Origin of the sequence: uncultured Bradyrhizobium sp. (assembly GCF_936943645.1) — a bacterium.
Taxonomy (GTDB): Bacteria; Pseudomonadota; Alphaproteobacteria; order Rhizobiales; family Xanthobacteraceae; genus Bradyrhizobium.
The window spans coordinates 222407-242865 of the sequence record NZ_CAKZJO010000057.1 but is presented as its reverse complement, the minus strand read 5'-3'; the positions used below and the strand labels follow the sequence as shown (position 1 = coordinate 242865).

The following is a 20459-nucleotide window of genomic DNA, read 5'->3' as shown; positions in this document are numbered from 1 at the left end:
TTCGCAATTCGACCTCTCCCCGCAAGCGGGGAGAGGTGAACCAAGACCCGCGTGCCGCGGCGCGCAACACCTAACCCGGACCGCCGATGGCCTTTTACGTCGTACAGTTTCTGACCGGTCTCGCCAGTGCGGCGTCGCTGTTCCTGGTGGCCTCGGGCCTGTCGATCATCTTCGGCGTGACACGGATCGTCAATTTCGCGCACGGCGCCTTCTACATGATCGGCGCCTACATCGCCTTCACGCTGACCGAGCGGCTGTCGGGCGCGTTCGGCTTCTGGGGCAGCATCGTGCTGGCCGCGCTTGCGGTGGCGCTGATCGGCGTCATTGTCGAGATGGTGCTGCTGCGCCGGATCTATCACGCGCCCGAGCTGTTCCAGCTGCTCGCGACCTTTGGCCTGACCCTGATGGTCGAGGATCTCGTCGTGCTGATCTGGGGGCCTGACGATCTCGTCGGCCGCCGTGCGCCGGGCTTCAAAGGCGCGGTGGACTTCTTCGGCCAGAACATCCCGAGCTATGATCTGTTCCTGATCGTGCTCGGGCCCGTCGTGCTCGGCATCCTCTGGCTGCTGTTTCAACGTACGCGCTGGGGTGTGCTGGTGCGCGCGGCGACGCAGGACCGCGACATGGTCGCAGCGCTCGGCGTCAATCAGAAATGGCTGTTCACCTCGGTGTTCGCAGTCGGCGTCTTCCTCGCCGCGCTCGGCGGCGCGCTGCAGATCCCGCGTGACGCCGTGCATCACGCGATGGATCTGCGCATCATCGTCGAGGTCTTTGTCGTCGTCGTGATCGGCGGCCTCGGCAGCATCGTCGGCGCTTTCGTCGCGGCGGTGCTGGTCTCCGAGCTCAACGCCTTCGGCATCCTGATCTTCCCGAAGATTTCCATCATCCTGGTCTTCCTAGTGATGGCGGTGGTGCTGATCGTGCGGCCCTGGGGCCTGTTCGGCAAGCCCGAGGCGGCCGCACGCAAGACGCCGGGCCTCACCGTCAATCCGTGGCGTCCGCTGACGTCGAACGAGCGGCTCGCGGCGCTGGCAGCCCTCGTCGTCGCGGCGACGCTGCCGCTGTTCGCCGGCAATTACGCGCTGACCGTCGGCTCGGAGATCGCAATCTTCGTGATCTTCGCGGTCTCTCTGCACTTCCTGATGTCGGTCGGCGGCCTCGCGTCCTTCGGTCATGCCGCCTATTTCGGCCTCGGCGCCTATGGCGTCGCCTTCCTTGCCAAGATGGCGGGGTTGCCGATGATCGTCTGCCTGCTGCTCGGACCGCTGCTCGGCTGCCTGGGGGCTGCCGTGTTCGGCTTCTTCGCCGTGCAGCTCTCCGGTGTCTATTTCGCGATGCTGACACTGGCTTTTGCACAGATCGTCTGGTCGATCGCGTTCCAATGGGTGAGCGTTACCGGCGGCGACAACGGCATATTGGGCGTCTGGCCTTCGAGCTGGGCGGCGAGCCCGTCGCACTTCTATTGGCTGGCGCTCGGCGTCGCGGCGCTGGTGACCATCGCGCTGCGGGCCATGGTGTTCTCGCCGTTCGGCTATGCGCTCCGGGCCACGCGCGACTCCCTTCTGCGCTCGGAAGCGGTCGGCATCAACGCCAAGCGTATCCAGTGGACGGCCTTCGTGATCGCAGGCACCACCGCCGGCATCGGCGGTGCCCTGTTCGCGTATCTGAAGGGCAGCGTCTTCCCCGACAATCTCGGGATCTCGCTCTCCGTCGATGCGCTGGTCATGGTGCTGCTCGGCGGCGTCGAGACGGTGTCGGGCGCGGTGATCGGCGCCATCGTCTACAAGGCGCTGAACATTTGGCTGGTCAGCCAGACCGATCTGTCGAAGCTCGTGCTCGGCGGCTTCATCATGTTGATCGTCGTCGTCTTCCCCAAGGGCATCGTCGGCGTGCTGGAGATGCTGGCGCAGCGCCGCAGGAAGTCGCCGCCGCCGGGATCCCCCTTGCTTGCCAAGCCGATCGAGTCTGCCGAATGAGCGTTGCACCTCCACTTCTCGCGGTCGAAGGCCTGACCAAGTCCTATGGCGGCATCCATGCCGTGCGCGGCGTGTCGTTCTCGCTGCGCGCCGGTGAGATCCTCGCACTGATCGGTCCGAACGGTGCGGGCAAGAGCACCTGTTTCGACATGCTCAACGGCCAGAACAAGCCCGATACCGGCCACGTTCGCCTGCTCGGCGAAGAGATCACCGGCAGGAAGCCGCGCGAGGTCTGGCGGCTCGGCGTCGGGCGCACGTTTCAGATCACTGCGACCTTCGCCACCATGACGGTGCGCGAGAACGTGCAGGTCGCGCTGATCTCGCATGGCAAGCAGCTGTTCAACCTGTTCGGCTCGGCGACGAAATTCGACCGCGCCGAGGCCGGCCGTCTGCTCGAGCTGGTCGGCATGGGCGGTTACGCGGATCGTCCCTGCGGCGAGCTCGCTTATGGCGACCTCAAGCGGCTCGAGCTTGCGGTGGCGCTCGCCAACCAGCCGAAGCTGCTGTTGATGGACGAGCCGACAGCCGGCATGGCGCCGCGCGAGCGCGTCGACCTGATGCGGCTCACGGCGCAGATTGCACGCGAAAAATCGATCGGGGTGCTCTTCACCGAACACGACATGGACGTGGTGTTCGAGCATGCCGATCGCATCCTCGTGCTCAACCGCGGCACGCTCATTGCCGAGGGCTCGCCGGCCGAGGTGCGCGGGAATCCGCAGGTGCAGGCGGTCTATCTCGGCGAGGGCCTCGTCTACGATGCCCGCCATCGCGAGGGAGCCTCGGCATGAAGCTCACGGTGCAGGACCTCAACAGCCATTACGGCCCGGCGCATATCCTGTTCGATATCGGATTCGAGGTCGGGGAGGGTGAGGTTGTGGCGCTGCTCGGCCGTAACGGCGCCGGCAAGTCGACCACCTTCCGCTCGATCGTCGGCCTCGTCGCGCAGCGAACCGGTCGCATCATGTTCGAGGGCAAAGACGTCTCGGCAAAGCCGACGCACGAGATCGTGCGCGAAGGCCTCGGCTATGTGCCGGAGGAGCGGCGGATCTTCACCGACCTGACCGTCGAGGAGAATCTCGAAGTCGGCAAGCAGCCCAAGCGTCCGAACGCGCCGTACTGGACGCGCGAAAAACTGTTCACGCTGTTTCCAAATCTCGGCGAGATGAAGAACCGTCCGGGCGGGCGCATGAGCGGCGGCGAGCAGCAGATGCTCACCATCGCGCGCACGCTGATGGGCAATCCGTCGCTGGTGCTGCTCGACGAGCCCTCGGAAGGCCTCTCGCCGAAGATCGTGGAGCAGATGGTCGATGCCATCCTGACCATGAAGAAGGAGGGCGTCAGCATCGTCGTCTCCGAGCAGAATCTGCATTTCGCGCGGCTGATCTCGGATCGCGCCTACATCATCGAGCGCGGCCGGATCTGCTTCGGCGGCACCATGGCCGAGCTCGACGCGCGTCCGGACATCCGCGACGCGCATTTGTCATTGTGAGAGGCGGGGGACGGATGGCGAGAAGCGTTGCGGTGAAGAAGGGCGTCAAGCCGGCCAAATCGTCCTATGTGCTCGACGAGCAGGTCGGCTTCATCCTCCGCCAAGTCTGGCAGCGCCACAGCTCGATCTTCTCCCGCGATATCGGCACCAATCTGACGCCGACGCAATGGGCGGCATTGTCGAAGCTCGCCGAGACGGGGGCGTGTTCGCAGAATCAGCTCGGTCGTCTCACTGCGATGGACGTTGCGACCATCAAGGGCGTGATCGACCGCCTGACGGCGCGGGGCCTCACCGAGACCAGCCAGGATCCCGAGGACGGACGGCGGCTTCTGGTCAGCCTCACGCGCGCCGGCCAGCAGCTTGCGGAAAAGCTCGCCCCGAATGCGCTCGCCATCACCCGCGAAACGCTGGCGCCGCTCGACGCCAAGGAGCGCGAGATGCTGATGGCGCTGTTGAACAAGCTGCGGTGAAGACGGGACCGTGGACGGTCTCGTAGGGTGGGCAAAGGCGCGGAGCGCTTTGCCTACCCTACGGCACCTGTTGAACATGATGGAGTATCGGGCGACTAACCTCGATGAAGGCTTGTCGAGGTCTGGTGTCATGAGAGCGACGACGCGGTTTGCTTTGGTCTTGAGCCTCGGTGCCGCGCTCGCGAGCCAATGCGCGTCCGTCTTTGCCGCGCATCCGTACGAAGGCTTCTGGGCCTCCACAAGAAAGGACTGCCGCAACGACGACAGTCCGAACCGCATGAGCATCGAAGGCGGCAATCGCCTGTACTGGTACGAGACGCGGTGCCGCGCCAGCGAGATCACGGCTGACGGAAAGCTCGGCTGGACAATGAAGCTCGCCTGCGAAGGCGAGGGCGAGAAGTTTCGTTCAAACCCGCGCGTCTCCATCGCGGCGGACGGCAGGCTGGTGATGGACAACGGCCCGGTCGGGCAGGCCAAGCGCCAGACTTACGTGCGGTGTGAGATCACGAAGAAGCGCTGATCGCTTACGTTTTTCCCGGCCATTTGGCCCGGTAGCGGATCTCGCTGCCGTCGCCGAGGCGCCGCCACGTTCCGAACTCCGGCGTATGTGGCGCGCGTGACGTCAGATCGATCGGATAGACCCGGCTCGGCTGGCCCTCGATGCTGACGGCGAGCTGCCGGTGCGAGGTTCGAAACGCCAGCTCGACTTCGCCGGCGATCACGGGCTGGTCGCCGTCGCGATGGAACGCGGCAGGGGTCACTTCGCCCGGCATGGTGTTGAGGTCGGTTTGCAGTTCGATGGTGATGCCCTGGGCTGATGTCGGCACTGTAACGCCGGCGGGAAAGCGGACCTCGAATACAAGCAGGGGATTGGCGCCGTTCCGGTTGAGCCAGGGCGTCGCTGTCGCATAGGCGTAGGCAATGTAGGCGCCGATACCTGCAACGCAGAGCAGGACGACGATTCCGAGCGATTTCAGACTGTTTCGCGCGACGCTGCCGTTGCTGGTCTCTTTGCCGGAGCGTGCCACCAGCCAATGGGCGAGCACCGCGCCACCGATTGCCCCGACGGGGGCGTAGACGAACAGCCCCATCAGACCTGCCGTGATGGGATCCGCCCGGTTGCCGAAATCGACCAGGGAAAGCAGCACGAAGCTTGCGACATAGCCCGCCACTGCGGCAGCAACGCCGATGGCGATCCGTGATGAGGTCTTCATGTCTCCCTCGATGGTCCAGCAATGAACTGCCGCCGCCGAGGGCTGCCTGCGTTAGACGCTTGAGGCCGCAGACTTGTTCAACGACTTCAAGGGACGATGAGGAGCGGCGCGCCGCTCCGGCTGCGTCACTTCGCCACCACCTCCGGCACCCGGCCGGCCGGCGGCGTATTACGGCTGCGCTGAGTGCGCACGATGCCGTCGATGATGGTCATGCCGATGCCGGGGAGGTCACCGAGCTGCACGCTCTCCAGGATGGTCTTGCCCGGCGAGTGCTGGGCCTTGTCCATGATGACGAAATCCGCGGCGCGGCCGACTTCGATCAGGCCGCAATCGAGCTGCCGCATCCGCGCGGTGTTGCCGGTGGCGAGGCAGAACGCGATCTCGGCCGGCAATTCGCCGATCGAGGACAGCATCGAGACCATGCGCAGGATGCCGAGCGGCTGCACGCCGGAGCCGGCCGGCCCGTCGGTGCCGAGGATCACGCGATGCAGCTCGTTCATTTCGCGTGCGATGCGCAGCGTGTAGAGCGCTGAACGCTCGTTGCCGTTATGAACGATCTCGAGCCCGCGCTTGCAGCCCTCGCAGATGCAGCGGATCTGGTCGTCGGGCAGCGCGGTGTGGCCGCCATTGATGTGGCCGACCACGTCGGTGTCGGCTTCCAGCACCACGTCCTTGTCGATCAGGCCGGAGCCGGGGATCGAGGGGCCACCGGTGTGGATCGTGCTCTGGATGCCGTATTTGCGGGCCCAGCCGACCATCTTGCGCGCGGTCGGGCCGTCCTTGACGCCGCCGAGGCCGACTTCGCCGAGCAGCTTGACGCCGGCGGCGGCCATCTCCTTGAAGTCTTCCTCGACCATTTCGCATTCGATCACCGGCGCGCCGGCGTGAACCTTCACGCCGCCCGGACGCAAGGTCCAGAACGCGCGCTGGGCGAAGATCGCCATGGCCTTGAGGCCGACGACGTCGCGGGGGCGGCCGGGCATGTGGACCTCGCCCGCCGAGATCATGGTGGTGATGCCGCCATGGAGCGAGCTGTCGATCCAGTTGATCTGGTTCTGGCGCGGTGTCCAGTCGCCCGCGACGGGGTGGACGTGGCTGTCGATCAGGCCGGGGGTCACCGTGGTGCCGTTGGCATCGACGATAGTGGTCGCGCCTTCGGTGTCGAGGTCCTTGTAGCGGCCGATCGCGGTGATCTTGCCGTTCTCGGCGACGATGGTGTCGCCGTCCAGGATCGGCTTTTCCAGGGCGCCGGACAGGATCAGGCCGATATTCCGGATCACGAGCTTCGAGGGTCCGGTGGCCTGGGGTGCGTCATGCGCCATGGAAGGGGCTCCTTATTCCTAACTGCAACGCTGTCGATCTTGGGCAGCCTTGACCCCGGGATCAAGCAGGATTATTCATTAGTATACGAATGATCGTGTACAAACGACGCATAGCTGGCCGCCTCGGAACCGCAAGTGAGCGACACGGAAGGGTGAGATGAGCAATTTCAATCAGGAAAGCGTTTTGAGCGTCCACCACTGGACCGACACGCTGTTCTCGTTCAAGACCACCCGCAGCCCGACCTTCCGCTTCCGCAACGGCGAATTCACCATGATCGGGCTCAAGGTCGGCGAGAAGCCGCTGCTGCGGGCCTACAGCGTCGCCAGCGCCAATTACGAGGACACCCTTGAGTTCTTCTCGATCAAGGTGCCGGACGGTCCGCTGACCTCGCGCCTTCAGCATCTGAAGCAAGGCGACGAGGTCATCGTCAGCCGCAAGGCCACCGGCACGCTGGTCATCGACAACCTGGAAGAGGGCCGCAACCTCTACCTCATCGGCACCGGGACCGGCCTTGCGCCGTTCCTGAGCGTGATCAAGGATCCCGAGACCTATGAGCGGTTCGAGAAGGTCGTGCTGCTGCATGGCTGCCGTCACGTGAAGGAGCTCGCCTATGGCGAGATGATCACCGAGCATCTGCCGAAGGACGAGCTGCTCGGCGAGTACATCCAGAACCAGCTGATCTACTATCCGACCGTGACCCGCGATCCCTTCCGCAACCGCGGCCGCATCACCGACCTCATCACCTCGGGCAAGCTGTTCAGCGACATCGGCTTGCCGGTGCTGGAAGCCGCCCATGACCGCGTCATGATCTGCGGCAGCCCGGCGCTGGTGGCAGACACCCGCGTGCTGCTGGGCGAGCGCGGCTTCGTCGAAGGCAATCACGGCGAGCCGGCCCAATTCGTGGTCGAAAAGGCCTTCGCCGAGCGCTAGGCTCGCAGAAAGACCGTATTTTCGCCGCCTGCCGGGCGTTGCGGCGCCGATTCGGCGCTTGATACACTGTGGGAGCGAATCAGCGGAGTTCCCACATGGTTGCGGACAGCGACAGCAACATCGCCTGGCACCGGGTTCAGTTGAAGAAGAACCGCGCCGAGTTGAAGGCGGTAGAGACCGCCCGCTTCACGATGGGCGAAATCGCATCCTCGAAGCGGAACGGCCAGACCCAGAAGACCATCGCGGAACTCAAGCGGAAGATCGCGCTGTCGGAGCGCGTGATCGCCGATCACGACAAGCGCACGCGCCGTCCGCTCGGCACCGATTTGCAGAGCCTCAGCAATGGCAGCTGGAGCCATTGGGATTCCTACACCAGCCAGCAGCAGCGCAAGACCGGCCAGCGCTCGCCGGGGCGCGGCTAGACGACCGCCTCTTTGGGCGACCTCGCCCCTTGCGGGTTCGACGGCGCATCCCATCTCCGTGAGACGCCATCAGCCGTTGCGGTGATCCCATGACTGCTCGCCTCGATTTCACCAGCGAGGCCTTCTTTCGCGATCCGCCCAAGGCCATTGCGAGCTTGCGCCTGTCCGGGCCCGTGGTTGCGACGCGCTTTCCTCTCATCGGCGAGGTCTGGATCACCACGACTCATGATGCCACCGCGCAAGTCCTGAAGGACGGCGCAACCTTCACGCTGCGCAAGGAAGATGGCGACGTCGCCGGTCTGCGCTGGTGGATGCCGCGATACGTCAGGACCATCGCCAACAACATGCTGACGATGGACGAGCCTGACCATACCAGGCTGCGCGGCATCGTGGACGAGGCCTTCCGCCGCCGCGCGATCGTCGCCATGGAGCCGCGCATCCGCGCCATCGCCGACGATCTGGCGGCCGAGCTGTTCGCGAAGGGAGACCCGGCCGATCTCGTCCAGCGCTACGCACGCATCCTTCCGCTCGCGGTGATCTCCGAGCTCCTGGGCCTGCCGCAGGCCGACCGTCCGCGGTTCATTGCCTGGGCCAACGAGATGTCCTCGCTGACCAGTGTCGTCAGCTTCTTCCGCCTGTTGTGGGCGTTCCGAAAGATGCGTGCCTATCTCGAACGACAATTGCAGATCGCGCGCGAGCAGGGCGGCGAGGGCCTGATCGCCGAGTTGATCCAGGTGGAGCGCGAGGGCGGCCAGATCACGCCGGACGAAATGGTCTCGATGGTGTTCCTGCTGCTTGCGGCCGGCTCCGAGACGACCACGCATCTCATCAGCGGGTCCGCCTACGAGCTGCTCAGAAGTCCGGACTTGCGCGATTGGCTGGAGCAGGACTGGAGCCGTGTCGGTCTTGCCGTGGAGGAGTTCCTGCGCTTCGTCTCGCCCGTGCAGTTCTCCAAGCCGCGCTATGTCCGGCGGGATGTCGACGTCGAAGGCGTGCGCCTGAAGAAGGGCGATCGCGTCATGGTGATGCTGGCCGCCGCCAACATGGATCCGGCGATGCATGAGTGTCCCGAGACGCTCGATCTCGAACGCAAGCCGAACCGTCACATGTCGTTCGGGACCGGAATTCATTTTTGTCTCGGTCATCAACTCGCGCGCATCGAGGCGGCTTGCGCGCTGGAGGCGTTGTTCACGCGATGGCCGCGACTCGGTCTTGCCGTCGAGGCCTCGCAGATTCGCTGGCGCAAGCGACCGGGAATTCGCATGATCGCGCAATTGCCCGTGATGGCCGACGCAGGTGAGAGGTGTCCGCCAGCCAAGGGCGATGCCGAGCGGTTGCTTGCAGGTTAACCGGAACCGGGATCGTCGTTCCCTGGTGCAACCGCGAAACAAACTCGAGGGTGCGGGCGTTGGCCGAGTGCGGACAACAAGCGATGGAGAAATCCATGCCCCATGGAGGCAAGACGCATATCGGCTCGGGCGCGCACGGCAAGGGCGCAGGCAACGGAGCGTTGACGGACATTCCCAAGGACAAGATCGGCGACAACATGATCCTGTCGAACCGCGACAAGGCGCAGCATTCTCACATTCGCGGCATGGACAGCAAATTCATCCAGACCGAGCAATATCAGGACCATTCGGCCAATCGGCTCATGGGCGACGATGGGGTCGAAGATTAAACGCGTTCAGGAGCCTGTCGACCTCGTCGCGGCGACGAGGTCGCGCTCCCAGCCGAACACGGAGCGGCCGTCGAGATCGGGCGAGGCCGCGCGCTCGCCGGCGATGTAGGCCTCAACGGAAGGCCCGCGCGCGGTGCGCTCCAGCCGCCGCGCCTGATCGTCGAGCCGCTTCATCGCCTGCATCTCTTCCTCGCGGCCGAGCTTCGCGTTCTGGATCGCGCCCTTCAACACGCGGATGGTCTCGTCATAGACCTTGATCGGGACGGGGTAGGGATGCCGGTCCTTGCCGCCATGGGCGAGCGAGAAACGCGCAGGGTCCGTGAAGCGATAGGGCGCGCCATGCACGACCTCCGCGACCATCGCGAGCGACCGCACGGTGCGGGCGCCGACGCCCGGCGTCAGTAACAGCTCCGGGAAATCGGCCGGCCCGCGCTCGGCTGCGGCCGCGAGCGTGCCGTGCAGCCGGCGGGCGAACACGTCCTTTGGTCTGACATCGTGATGCGCGGGCATGATCAAATGCGGCAGCATGGCCTGTGCCGGCTCTGCTGCGGTCCCGACGAGCCGTTCGAATTCGGAGACGATGCGATCGGGGCCGAGATCGCCCAGGAGATCAAGCTGCGCGGTGCGCGAGATCTCGGCGCGATGGTCGGTGAGGTTGACGATCTCGCCCTGCTGGGGGCCGTCGATCGCGCTGTGCGGTGTATCGACAAAGCTCTTCAGCGCCTCGGAATGCCAGTGATAGCGTCGTGCCTGGCGCTTGTCGCCGTTCATGCCCTGCTGCACCACCGTCCATTTGCCGTCGGCGGTGACGAAGAAGCCGTGCAGATAGAGATCGAAGCCGTCCTGCACGGCGGCGCTGTCGACCTTCGCCACCAGCCGGCTGGCGCGGGTCAGTCTTGCGCCGTCGAAGCCGACGCGATTCCCGAGCTGCATCAGCTCGTCCGGCGTCTTGCGCGAGTGCTGGCCGCGGCCGCCGCAAACGTAAATCCCGAGTTCGTCCTGAAGCGGCCCGAGCCCGCGCTTCAACGCGCCGATCACCGAGGTCGTTATCCCTGAGGAGTGCCAGTCCATTCCCATCACGGCGCCAAACGACTGGAACCAGAAGGGATGGGAGAGCCGCTGCAGAAATGCATCGCGACCGTAATGATGCACGATCGCCTGCGTGACGATCGCGCCAAGCGAGGCCATGCGGCTGGCCAGCCAGGGCGGAACCCGACCGGTGTGCAAGGGAAGATCAGCGCTGCCGCTACGTCGAGTCATGAATGCAGCAATCTTAGCGCGGTTCGGCGACGGTTGCACCAGCGGAATGCTGCGTTGCACTGGGCGGGGGAGCGAAGCCGGCCGAGAGGCGTTGAGCCCGCTATGTGAATGCAAGCGCGGGGACAGCAATGAATTGGCAGGCCCTCCTGGCCGACATCGACGGGATGCTCGGGTGGATACCGTCGTGGTTTGTCGGGCTCAGCCTCGTCCTCGGCGCGATCCTGCTTGCGCTTTCCGTCTACCGGCTCGCGATATGGCTGCTCACGCGTACGTTCGGAACCCGCCTGCCGCTCCTGGGCGTGTTCATCGACCGGACCGCTGGTCCCGCCCGACTGGCGCTTTGTCTCGCGGCCGTCGCGCTGGTCTTGCCGCTTGCGCCGCTCGACGACACCATCCGCACGCCGCTGATGCGCCTGTTCGTCGTGGCCGTCATCGCCCTGATCGGGTGGATCTCGATCCGGATCGTCGACATGAGCGCGGCGCGTTATCTCCAGAATTTTCGCGACGTCACCGAGAACTTCGTCGCGCGCAAGCACGTCACGCAGGTCCGCGTATTCAAGCGTGTCACCGACACCATCATCGTCATTATCACGGTGTCGACCGCGCTGATGACGTTCGATTCGGTGAGGCAATACGGGGTCAGCCTGTTCGCCTCCGCCGGCGCGGCCGGTATCATCGTCGGTCTTGCCGCACGGCCGCTGCTGAGCAACCTGATCGCGGGCCTACAGATCGCGATTACCCAGCCGATCCGCATCGAGGACGCCGTGATCATCGAGAACGAATGGGGCTGGGTCGAGGACATCGCCTCGACCTATGTCGTGATCCGGCTGTGGGACTGGCGCCGCATGGTGGTGCCACTGTCCTATTTCATCGAAAAGCCGTTCCAGAACTGGACTCGCGACACCGCGTCGCTGATCGGCGTGATCGCGCTGCATGTCGATTATCGCGCCGACGTCCCGCGCATCCGGCGCTGGCTGGAAGAGGCGGTGAAGCAGTCCAAGCTCTGGGACGGGGCGGTGGTCAACCTCCAGGTGATCGATGCGGACTCGCGCACCATCGAGCTGCGCGCACTGGTCAGCGCGCGAAATGCGCCGCAATCCTGGGACCTGCGCTGCGAGGTTAGAGAGAAGCTCGTCGCCTTCATTCGCGACGAGATGCCGGAGGCCCTGCCGCGCGAGCGTGCGATCCTGATCCCGTCGGCCGACGCTGATGCTGATTTCCTGCGCCGGCCCGCGCCGCCGGAAAAGATGCGAGCCAGTGCCCGCAACTGATATTCGGCGCGATCAGCCGGCGCCGGCCATGGCCGCGTCGGCCGGCCGGCCCGCACGCGGCCGCGGCTTGCGCAGCGTTCGCCGCGCCCAGATCAGGAGCCCGGTCGACAACAGTGTCAGCAATGCCATCGAGGTCACGACATTGAGCGGCGAAGCGATCAGGGCCGACCAGTTTCCTTCGTGGATCAGGCGCGGCCAGTTGCGCGGCAGCGGCGTGACCTCCGCGGAGGTGATGGCATAGGCGCGCAGCTCTCCGCCGTCATAAAGCCTTGCCATCATGCGGCCGCCACGGTTGCCGATCGAGATCACATGCGACAGCTCGTGCGAGGATGCGACCATGCGGATCGCGTCCGGCAGGGCAAGGGGGCGACCACGCGTGGCTGGAGGGGCTGCCGTGTGGAAGGTCAAGCCGAACGCCATGCACAGGCCGGTCAACGGACTGAGCAGGATCAGCGGCAGCGTGAACCAGGCGGTGCCCTTGTGCCATCCCGAGAGCGTGTTGCGCAGCCGTGGCAGCCCCATGATGACGCCGAGCAGCAGGATGATCACCATGGCCAGCGTGGAGGCCGTCACCAGCCAGGCCTGCCCCATGAGACGCTCATGCGTGAAGCGCGCCCAGAGGAAGACATTCGACAGGGTCGAACTCGTTGATGCGGCTTCGCCGGTTGCAAGATCGATCGCAGGTACGTTGGTGCCTTGCAGTGTGATCCGTTGGCTTGCCGCGTTGATGGAGAGCCCGCGCGCCTTGCCGTCGGGATCGTATCGCTTCACCAACTCGACGACGCGGCCGGAATCGATGGCGGCACCGCCAATGCCACTCGTTTGCACGAGCGGCTCGACGGACAGGATCAGGCCGGTGGCGATGGTCGCGAATAGCGGAAGAGCGAAGACCAGAGTGATCCAGCGATGAAGTCTCAACAATACGGGTTTGCTCATTGGTCGTCCTCGTGTTCTCAGGGCTTGCTCGGGCAGAGCCGTGCAAAACACAAATGACGCTTTGTCCATGTTGTTGCGTTGATTTGCAGCAACAGGAATTAAAGTTCGCTGCGCGACGCGTCGGTGGTATCGGCGTCGCCGTGCTGCTGCACTCCAGCGCGCGGCGCTGATTGGAGCTTATTCGCGTTTGGCCTTGATCGCGCCGCGCAAGCCCGCCTGCTGCTGGATCGTGTCGAGCGCGCCGGACGATTGCTCGTCCGCCACGAAATGATTGAGCAGAGGCAGTGCCTCTTCGCGTCCCTTCGGGATCGCGATCGCCATGTGCTCCAGCCCCCAATTGCCGTCGAGGATGCGAGCACCCGGCATCTGATCGGACATCTCGAACAGCGTCGGCTTGTTGGTCGCGTAGAGATCGATCTCGCCGCGGCCGAACATGCCGATCGCGGCCTTGACACTTTCGGCGGGGACGATGGTGGCATTCTTGAACTTGGCGGGCAGCGTGCGCTCCGAGGTCGAGCCTTTGGTGACGCCGATCTTCACGCCTGGTTTGTCGATGTCCTCGACTTTTCCGATCGGCGAGTTCGGCGGGACGAGATAGCCGAGCTCGATCGCCAGTACGGGCTGGCTGAAGCTGACGTCGTTCGCGCGCGCCGGCGTGGCATTGGTCACGGTGAAATCGACTTTGCCGTCGTGGATGGCGGCGACGATGTCCGCCACGCGCTCGAACTTGACGTAATCGACGCCGACGCCAAGGCGCTTGGCGAGCTCGCCGCCGAGATCATAAGCGAGACCGTGCGGCTTGCCGGCCGCATCTGTTACCATCGAGGTCGGGCTGCCCGGATAGATGCCGACGCGCAAGGTTCTGCTCGGCGCCAGCAGCTTGGCTTCGCCATCGGCGCGCGCGGGCGCACCAAGCAGGCCGATGACGGCCAGCGCAGGCAGGGCTGTGCGCGCAACGTGGCGAAGAGAGGTCCTCATGGGTCGAGCCTCACTGCGCGCGGATGTTGGCGGCCTTCAGCACCGGCTCCCATTTGGTCGCCTCGGCATGCATGTAGGCGTCAAAGTCCTTGGCGGATGAGCCGACCGGGGCGGCGCCGATCTTGCCGAGCGTCGACATCACGTTCGGGTCCTGCAGCGCGGCCTTGAGGTCGGTCTCGAGCTTCGCCACGATCTCCGGCGGCATCTTGGCCGGACCGAGCACGCCCCACCAGACCGAGACGTCGTAGCCGGGGACGCCGGACTCTGCGACGGTCGGGACATCGGGCAATGCCTTGGAGCGTTCGGCCGAGGTGACTGCGAGCGCGCGCACCGGACCGCCTTCGAGCTGCCCGATGGCTTCCGCGAGCGGATTGATGCTGAGCGGAATCTCGCCGGCGATGACGGCAGTCAGCGCCGGCGCGCCGCCTTTGTAGGGGATCGGGACGATCTTGGTGCCGGACATGTATTTCAGGAGCTCGCCGGCAAGATGCGCCGAGGTGCCGTTGCCGGACATGCCATAGGAGAGCTTGTCCGGCTCCTTCTTCGCGGCGGCGAGGAGATCGCCGAGCGTCTTGTACGGGCTGTCCTTGGCGACCACGATCGCGAGCGGCGAGGAGGCCACTTCCGTGATCGCGGTGAAATCCTTGAACGTGTCGTAGGGCACGCTCGGATAGATGAATTGGTTGAGCGGATGGCCGCTCGCGACAAGGATCAGCGTGTAGCCGTCGGGGGCGGCCTGCGTCAGCGCCTGCGAGGCGACGATGCCGCCGGCGCCGGGACGATTGTCGACCACGGGCTGCTGACCCCAGGTTTTTGCGAGTGCCTGGCCCAGCGTGCGTGCGAGCACGTCGACCGCGCCTCCGGCGGCGTAGGGCACCAGAATATGGACCGGCTTGCTCGGATAAGTGTCGGCCGCCTGCGCGGCACCGCCTGCCAGCAGCAAGCTGGCACCCAGCATCACACCGCCGATCATTTTGTTCAAACCCAGCATTTTCCAGCACTCCTTGCGGGCGTTTGCGTTGCTTGCCGCCGGTCTTCCGACGCGCCCGGACGCCGCCCATGGTTTTTGTTGACGAGACCTGATCTTTTGTACGATAGTACAAATCACATGGTACGCAAGCCCACCAGCAAGGAATCGGCCCGCAAGCCGAACATGCGCGAGGCGATCCTCGCCGCGGCCGAGGAGCTGTTCGCCACCAACGGCTTCAATGCCGTCTCGGTCCGCGACATCGCCCAAGCCGCCGGGGCCAATCCCGGCAGCGTGACCTATCATTTCAAGACCAAGGACGGCCTGCTGCTGGAGATCTACCGGCGCCATTGCGGGCCGATGAACCTGCGCCGCTCGGAGCTGCTCGCGGCGGCCAAACGCGTGCGCGATCTCCAGGACCGGCTGGAGGCGATCGTGCGCGCTTATGTGGTGCCGGCCTTCACCTCGGGCAGCGATCTCGCCGGCGGCGGGGCCCGCTTCACGCGGCTAAGAGCGGTGATGTCGGCCGAGGGCAACGAGGTCGCGCGAAAGATCATCGCGCAGACGTTTGACGACACCAGCCACGCCTTCATCGATGCGATCCACGAGAGCCTGCCGCACATTCCGCGCACCGACATCGTCTGGCGCAGCCATTTCCTGCTGGGGGCACTCTATTATTCACTGGTGACGCCGGACCGGGTCTCGCGCCTGTCGCGCGGCGAGGCCGATGGCAGCGATCCCGCCAATGCGATCGAGCAATTGGTGCAGGCCACCGTTGCCGCATTCCAGGCTCCGCCCCTGGATCAGGCCGCGTCGGCACGGCGGCGCCCGGTCGTCAGTAACAAGACTTGAAAAAGAGCCGTCCGAGGGGAGGCGCGTCACGGCGCTTCCGCTCGCAGGCAGACGATGTGACAGGGTGTTGGGAACATGAACAGGCGGGAGTGCTTGCATCTCTTGACCGGGCTGGCAAGCGTGGTGCTCGCGGGCGAGGGGCGCGCGGAAGAGCCGAAGGCGATGCCGACGATTACGCCGCCGGATCCCAATCCCAAGACGCCGTCGTTCAAGCTGCCGCCCAAATCCTGCGACAGCCATACCCACATCTTCGGACCGGCGTCGCGCTATCCCTTTTCGGAGAAGCGCCCCTACAACACCGCTGACGCGCCGCTGGAGACGTTCCGAAGCGTTCACGAGAAGATCGGCGTCGAGCGCTGCGTGATCGTGAATGCGACCGTTCACGGCACCGACAATCGGGTCGTCACCGATGCCATCGCCCAGAGCGAGGGCGCCTACAAGGGCATCGCCAACGTCAACGACGAGATGACCGAGAAGGAGCTGGCGGCGCTCGACAAGGCCGGCATCTGCGGTTGCCGCTTCGCCTTCCTCAAGCGACTCGGCGGCGTCGGCGACATGAACAAGTTCCAGCGCATCGTGCATCGCGTTGCCGAACTCGGCTGGCACATCGACGTCTATTTCGAGCCGGGCACGATCGCCGAATTCGCTCCTGTTCTCACCGCTCTGCCGACGCCTTATGTGATCGACCACATGGGCACGGTGCAGGCTGGCAAGGGGCTGGACGATGCCGGCTTTACCGCGCTGCTCGATCTGCAGAAGAAGGACGAGAAGTGCTGGGTCAAGATCACCGGCCTGGAGCGCGCGTCCGGCGCCGGCAAGCCGTTCCATGACGCCGTGCCGTTTGCGAAGGCGCTGATCGACAACGCGCCGGATCGCGTCTTGTGGGGCACCGACTGGCCGCACCCCAACGTCAAGGTCATGCCGAATGATGGTGAGATCGTCGACCTCATTCCTCTCTTCGCACCCGATGCCAAGGTCCAGCACAAGCTGCTGGTCGACAATCCCGCGCGCCTGTTCAAGTTCTCCTGATGAAAATGATGTACACGCCGACCATTCCGCCGCCTGATGCCAACACGCGCACGCCGAAGTTCAAGCTTCCAAGGCTGTCCTGCGATGCACATTGCCACATCTTCGGGCCCGGCTCGAAATATCCCTATGCAGCCGATCGCTCCTACACCCCGCCGGACGCGCCGCTGGAGGATTTCAGGGCGTTGCATGCCAAGCTCGGTGTGGAGCGCGCCGTCATCGTCAACGCCAGTGTGCACGGCACCGACAATACGGTCGCGCTCGATGCGATTGCGCAAAGCAACGGCGCCTACCGCGCGGTCGCCAATATCGACGACGGCATTACCGAGCGTGGCCTGCGTGTATTGCATGAGGGCGGCTTCCGTGGCTGCCGCTTCAATTTCGTCCGCCATCTTGGCGGCGTGCCCGACAAGCGCGTGTTCGACCGGATCGTCGCGATGGTCACGCCGCTCGGCTGGCACATCGACCTGCATTTCGATGCGATCGATCTGCCTGAATATGCCGATATGCTGACCAGGCTGCCGCTCAGCTACACTATCGACCATATGGGCCGGGTGAAGGCGTCCAAGGGGCTCGACCAGTTGCCGTTCCGGATCCTGGTCGAGCTGATGCAGCGGGACCAGAAGTGCTGGGTCAAGATCTGCGGCTCCGAGCGCGTCTCCTCCGCCGGTCCGCCTTTTACCGATGCGGTACCCTTCGCGCGAAAAATCGTCGAAACCGCGCCGGACCGCGTCATCTGGGGCACCGACTGGCCTCACCCCAACGTCAAGGTGATGCCGAACGACGGCGACCTCGTCGATCTCATTCCGCTATTCGCGCCGGAGCCGGAGCTCCAGCAGAAGATCCTGGTCGACAATCCCGCGCGTCTGTTCGAGTTCGTTCCATGACGGCACTCGCGATCGACAAGCCCCGCGGCCGCGCCTGGTGGAAAGAGCTCTGGATCCAGGTGCTCATCGCCATGGCCGCGGGCATCGCGCTTGGGATGGCAAGCCCTGAGGCTGGCGCCAAGATGCAGCCGCTCGGGGACGCCTTCATCAAGGCGATCCGGATGCTGATCGCGCCCATCATCTTCTGCACGGTCGTGCACGGCATCGCCCACATGGCGGACATGGCGCGGGTGGGGCGCGTCGCCGTGAAGGCGATCGTCTATTTCGAGATCATGACCACGATCGCGCTGATCATCGGGCTTATTGCCGTCAATCTCCTCAAGCCCGGCGTCGGCATGAACATCGATCCCGCCAGCATCAACGCCAGCGCGATCGAGCCCTACGTCAAGCAGACCGGCGTGATCGGCTTCGTGCCCTTCCTGATGAACATCGTGCCGGCGACCTTCGTGGGCGCCTTCGCCGAAGGCAACATCCTCCAGGTGCTGTTCATCTCCGTGCTTTGCGGCTTTGCTCTGGTGCAGCTCGGCGAGCGCGGCGCGCCGCTGGTTCATCTGATCGACATCGCCGCCAAGATGGTGTTCGCGGTGGTCGGCTTCGTGATGTGGGCGGCGCCGATCGGCGCGTTCGGCGCCATCGCGTTCACGGTCGGCAAGTTCGGGGTGGGATCACTGGCCTCGCTCGGCAAGCTGCTCGGCGGCTTTTATCTGACTTGCGTGATCTTCATCGTGGTGGCGCTCGGCCCTGTCGCGCGTCTTTGCGGCTTCTCGCTGCTCAAGCTGATCCGCTACATCTGGGAAGAGCTGCTGATCTGCATCGCTACGACGTCGTCCGAGACAGTGCTGCCGCGGATGCTGACCAAGCTTGAGAAGGCCGGCTGTGAGAAGAGCGTGGTCGGGCTCGTGATCCCGACCGGCTATTCCTTCAATCTCGACGGCACCTGCCTCTACCTTGCTGCGGCCTCGGTGTTCCTGGCGCAGGCGACCAACACGCCGTTCGGGCTCGCCGAGCAGATCGAGCTCTTGCTGATCCTGCTGGTGACGTCCAAGGGCGCGGCGGGAATCGCAGGCGCGGCCTTCGTCGTGCTGGCGGCAACGCTATCGGCGACCGGCACGATTCCGGTGACGAGCGTGGCGTTGGTGCTCGGCATCCATCGCCTGATGTCGCAGGGGCTGACGCCGACCAATCTGATCGGGAATGCGGTTGCGACCATCGCCATTGCCAAATGGGAAGGCGCGCTCGACGGCGAGCGTCTGAAGCGCGTGCTCAATGGCGAGGAACCGGTGGCTGCAACTGCCTGAATGAACCTGCTGCCTGCATGAAGCGGGCGGCTTATGATGCTTACGAATGAAAGAGGGGAGTTCGGTCCCATGAAAACGGGTCTCGTCGTCACCGCCCATCCCGGCGATTTCGTCTGGCGCGCCGGCGGTGCCATCGCGCTGCATGCGAAGAAGGGCTATCGCATGAAGATCGTGTGCATGTCCTTCGGCGAGCGCGGTGAAAGCCAGTTCGCCTGGAAGGAGAAGGGCGCGACGCTGGAATCGGTCAAGGCCGGCCGCAAGGACGAGGCGGAGCGGGCGGCGAAGCTGCTCGGTGCCGAGATCGAGTTCTTCGATTGCGGCGATTATCCGCTCAAGCTGACCGAGGCGCATTTCGACCGGATGGTCGACATCTACCGCGAGCTCAATCCAAGCTTCGTGCTGACGCACGCGCTGGAAGATCCCTATAATTTCGACCATCCGAACGCGGCGCATTTCGCGCAGGAGACGCGGGTCGTCGCGCAGGCGATGGGCCACAAACCCGGTGCGCAGTACAAATATTCGGCGCCGCCGGTGTTCCTGTTCGAGCCGCACCAGCCCGAGCAGTGCAATTACAAGCCGGACCTGTTGCTCAAGATCGACGAGGTCTGGAACGAGAAGTACGAGGCGTTCCAGATCCTCGCCGCGCAAAAGCATCTCTGGGGTTATTACGAGCGCGTCGCGCTCAACCGCGGCATCCAGGGCAGCCGCAACACCGGCGTACCCATGACCTATGGCGAGGCCTATCAGCGCCTGTTCCCGACGGTTGCGGAGGAACTGGCATGAAGCCGGTCGTCGTTCGCAACATTGAGCGCGCCGATCCCGCAGGGATGGCGGAGTACGGCGTCTCGACGGTGCACGAGGCCTATGGCCGCTTCGGCCTGATGAAGCCCTATCTGCGGCCGGTCTGGGCCGGCGCGTCGATTGCTGGGCCCGCCGTCACCGTGCTGGCGCAGCCCGGCGACAATTGGATGATCCATGTCGCGGTCGAGCAGTGCAGGAAGGGCGACATCCTCGTCGTCGGCTGCACCACCGACAATACCGACGGCATGTTCGGCGAGCTGCTCGCGACCTCGCTGCAGGCGCGGGGCGTGCAGGGGCTGATCATCGATGCCGGCTGCCGCGACGTCAAAGCGCTGCACGAGATGAACTTTCCGGTTTGGTCGCGCGCGGTCTCGGCCAAGGGCACGGTGAAGGCGACGCTCGGCTCGGTCAACATCCCCGTGGTCTGTGCGGGCGTCAATGTCGACCCCGGCGACATCATCGTCGCCGATGACGACGGCGTGGTCGTGGTGCCAAAGCGCTATGCGGCCGGAGTGGCCGAGAAGGCCAAGAAGCGCAACGCGGACGAGGGCGGCAAGCGCAAGCGGCTCGCCTCGGGCGAGCTGGGTCTTGACATGTACAGCATGCGCGAGGCACTGGCGAAGGCCGGCCTCGTCTATGTCGACAATCCCGAGGATGTCTAAGGCGAAGACAAGCGGAGCG

22 protein-coding genes are annotated in these 20459 nt (G+C 64.8%); 16 read left to right on the top strand and 6 right to left on the bottom strand.

The window, feature by feature from the left end; translation table 11 throughout:
- Positions 1-86: 86 nt before the first annotated feature.
- The 5 genes from Q0743_RS17455 to Q0743_RS17435 all read left to right on the top strand — a co-directional run bounded on the left by Q0743_RS17455 (position 87) and on the right by Q0743_RS17435 (position 4455).
- Entirely contained in the window at positions 87-1976 is a 1890-nt protein-coding gene (locus tag Q0743_RS17455) for an ABC transporter permease (protein ID WP_298242743.1), read from the top strand.
- The gene (locus tag Q0743_RS17450) at positions 1973-2764 is read left to right on the top strand and encodes an ABC transporter ATP-binding protein (RefSeq protein WP_298242742.1); all 792 of its coding nucleotides are present in this window, start codon (positions 1973-1975) and stop codon (positions 2762-2764) included. The genes Q0743_RS17455 and Q0743_RS17450 overlap by 4 nt, the downstream gene beginning before the upstream one ends.
- Positions 2761-3465: an ABC transporter ATP-binding protein gene (locus Q0743_RS17445; protein ID WP_298242741.1), complete on the top strand. Its 705-nt coding sequence runs from the start codon at positions 2761-2763 to the stop codon at positions 3463-3465. The genes Q0743_RS17450 and Q0743_RS17445 overlap by 4 nt, the downstream gene beginning before the upstream one ends.
- A 14-nt stretch (positions 3466-3479) precedes the next feature.
- Complete coding sequence (locus Q0743_RS17440; RefSeq protein WP_298242740.1) at positions 3480-3935, top strand: MarR family winged helix-turn-helix transcriptional regulator; 456 nt, start codon at positions 3480-3482, stop codon at positions 3933-3935.
- Between the two features lie 130 nt (positions 3936-4065).
- Positions 4066-4455 (top strand): hypothetical protein, encoded by a 390-nt coding sequence (locus Q0743_RS17435; RefSeq protein ID WP_298242739.1) that lies wholly within the window; start codon positions 4066-4068, stop codon positions 4453-4455.
- A gap of 4 nt (positions 4456-4459) precedes the next feature.
- On the opposite strand, the gene Q0743_RS17430 is transcribed toward Q0743_RS17435, so the two are convergent.
- Together Q0743_RS17430 and Q0743_RS17425 are read right to left on the bottom strand one after the other, a co-directional pair.
- Complete coding sequence (locus tag Q0743_RS17430) at positions 4460-5149, bottom strand: hypothetical protein (RefSeq protein ID WP_298242738.1); 690 nt, start codon at positions 5147-5149, stop codon at positions 4460-4462.
- Between the two features lie 125 nt (positions 5150-5274).
- On the bottom strand, positions 5275-6471 hold the full coding sequence (locus tag Q0743_RS17425) for an amidohydrolase family protein (RefSeq protein ID WP_298242737.1): 1197 nt from the start codon (positions 6469-6471) through the stop codon (positions 5275-5277).
- A 157-nt stretch (positions 6472-6628) separates the two neighbouring features.
- Between Q0743_RS17425 and Q0743_RS17420 the strand changes: the two genes are divergently transcribed.
- From Q0743_RS17420 to Q0743_RS17405, 4 genes are all read left to right on the top strand, one after another.
- Complete coding sequence (locus Q0743_RS17420) at positions 6629-7402, top strand: ferredoxin--NADP reductase (RefSeq protein WP_298242736.1); 774 nt, start codon at positions 6629-6631, stop codon at positions 7400-7402.
- A 95-nt stretch (positions 7403-7497) separates the two neighbouring features.
- Positions 7498-7824: a hypothetical protein gene (locus Q0743_RS17415; RefSeq protein WP_298242735.1), complete on the top strand. Its 327-nt coding sequence runs from the start codon at positions 7498-7500 to the stop codon at positions 7822-7824.
- 89 nt (positions 7825-7913) lie between these two features.
- Positions 7914-9173 (top strand): cytochrome P450, encoded by a 1260-nt coding sequence (locus Q0743_RS17410; RefSeq protein ID WP_298242734.1) that lies wholly within the window; start codon positions 7914-7916, stop codon positions 9171-9173.
- 95 nt (positions 9174-9268) lie between these two features.
- Positions 9269-9502 carry a hypothetical protein gene (locus tag Q0743_RS17405; protein WP_298242733.1) on the top strand — a complete coding sequence of 78 codons (234 nt, stop codon included), beginning with the start codon at positions 9269-9271 and terminating at the stop codon, positions 9500-9502.
- 6 nt (positions 9503-9508) lie between these two features.
- On the opposite strand, the gene Q0743_RS17400 is transcribed toward Q0743_RS17405, so the two are convergent.
- The gene (locus tag Q0743_RS17400; protein WP_298242732.1) at positions 9509-10762 is read right to left on the bottom strand and encodes a DUF763 domain-containing protein; all 1254 of its coding nucleotides are present in this window, start codon (positions 10760-10762) and stop codon (positions 9509-9511) included.
- 128 nt (positions 10763-10890) lie between these two features.
- Here Q0743_RS17400 and Q0743_RS17395 point away from each other — a divergent pair, with 128 nt between their 5' ends.
- Positions 10891-12033: a mechanosensitive ion channel family protein gene (locus tag Q0743_RS17395; RefSeq protein ID WP_298242731.1), complete on the top strand. Its 1143-nt coding sequence runs from the start codon at positions 10891-10893 to the stop codon at positions 12031-12033.
- 12 nt (positions 12034-12045) lie between these two features.
- On the opposite strand, the gene Q0743_RS17390 is transcribed toward Q0743_RS17395, so the two are convergent.
- The 3 genes from Q0743_RS17390 to Q0743_RS17380 all read right to left on the bottom strand — a co-directional run bounded on the left by Q0743_RS17390 (position 12046) and on the right by Q0743_RS17380 (position 14938).
- Positions 12046-12969, bottom strand: coding sequence for a PepSY domain-containing protein (locus tag Q0743_RS17390; protein ID WP_298242730.1), 924 nt, complete (start codon positions 12967-12969; stop codon positions 12046-12048).
- A gap of 177 nt (positions 12970-13146) precedes the next feature.
- On the bottom strand, positions 13147-13947 hold the full coding sequence (locus Q0743_RS17385) for an ABC transporter substrate-binding protein (protein ID WP_298242729.1): 801 nt from the start codon (positions 13945-13947) through the stop codon (positions 13147-13149).
- A gap of 10 nt (positions 13948-13957) precedes the next feature.
- On the bottom strand, positions 13958-14938 hold the full coding sequence (locus tag Q0743_RS17380; RefSeq protein ID WP_298242728.1) for a tripartite tricarboxylate transporter substrate binding protein: 981 nt from the start codon (positions 14936-14938) through the stop codon (positions 13958-13960).
- A gap of 117 nt (positions 14939-15055) precedes the next feature.
- On the opposite strand from Q0743_RS17380, the gene Q0743_RS17375 reads away from it, so the two are divergent.
- The 6 genes from Q0743_RS17375 to Q0743_RS17350 all read left to right on the top strand — a co-directional run bounded on the left by Q0743_RS17375 (position 15056) and on the right by Q0743_RS17350 (position 20440).
- Positions 15056-15766, top strand: a complete 711-nt coding sequence (locus Q0743_RS17375; RefSeq protein WP_298242727.1) for a TetR/AcrR family transcriptional regulator — start codon at positions 15056-15058, stop codon at positions 15764-15766.
- A gap of 75 nt (positions 15767-15841) precedes the next feature.
- Entirely contained in the window at positions 15842-16795 is a 954-nt protein-coding gene (locus Q0743_RS17370) for an amidohydrolase (protein ID WP_298242726.1), read from the top strand.
- Entirely contained in the window at positions 16795-17679 is an 885-nt protein-coding gene (locus Q0743_RS17365; RefSeq protein ID WP_298242725.1) for an amidohydrolase, read from the top strand. Before Q0743_RS17370 ends, Q0743_RS17365 begins: the two co-directional genes overlap by 1 nt.
- Positions 17676-18977 (top strand): C4-dicarboxylate transporter DctA, encoded by a 1302-nt coding sequence (gene dctA / locus Q0743_RS17360; protein ID WP_298242724.1) that lies wholly within the window; start codon positions 17676-17678, stop codon positions 18975-18977. Before Q0743_RS17365 ends, dctA begins: the two co-directional genes overlap by 4 nt.
- Positions 18978-19046: 69 nt before the next feature.
- Entirely contained in the window at positions 19047-19760 is a 714-nt protein-coding gene (locus tag Q0743_RS17355) for a PIG-L deacetylase family protein (RefSeq protein WP_298242723.1), read from the top strand.
- Positions 19757-20440 (top strand): 4-carboxy-4-hydroxy-2-oxoadipate aldolase/oxaloacetate decarboxylase, encoded by a 684-nt coding sequence (locus Q0743_RS17350; protein WP_298242722.1) that lies wholly within the window; start codon positions 19757-19759, stop codon positions 20438-20440. Before Q0743_RS17355 ends, Q0743_RS17350 begins: the two co-directional genes overlap by 4 nt.
- The last annotated feature ends 19 nt before the right edge of the window (positions 20441-20459 follow it).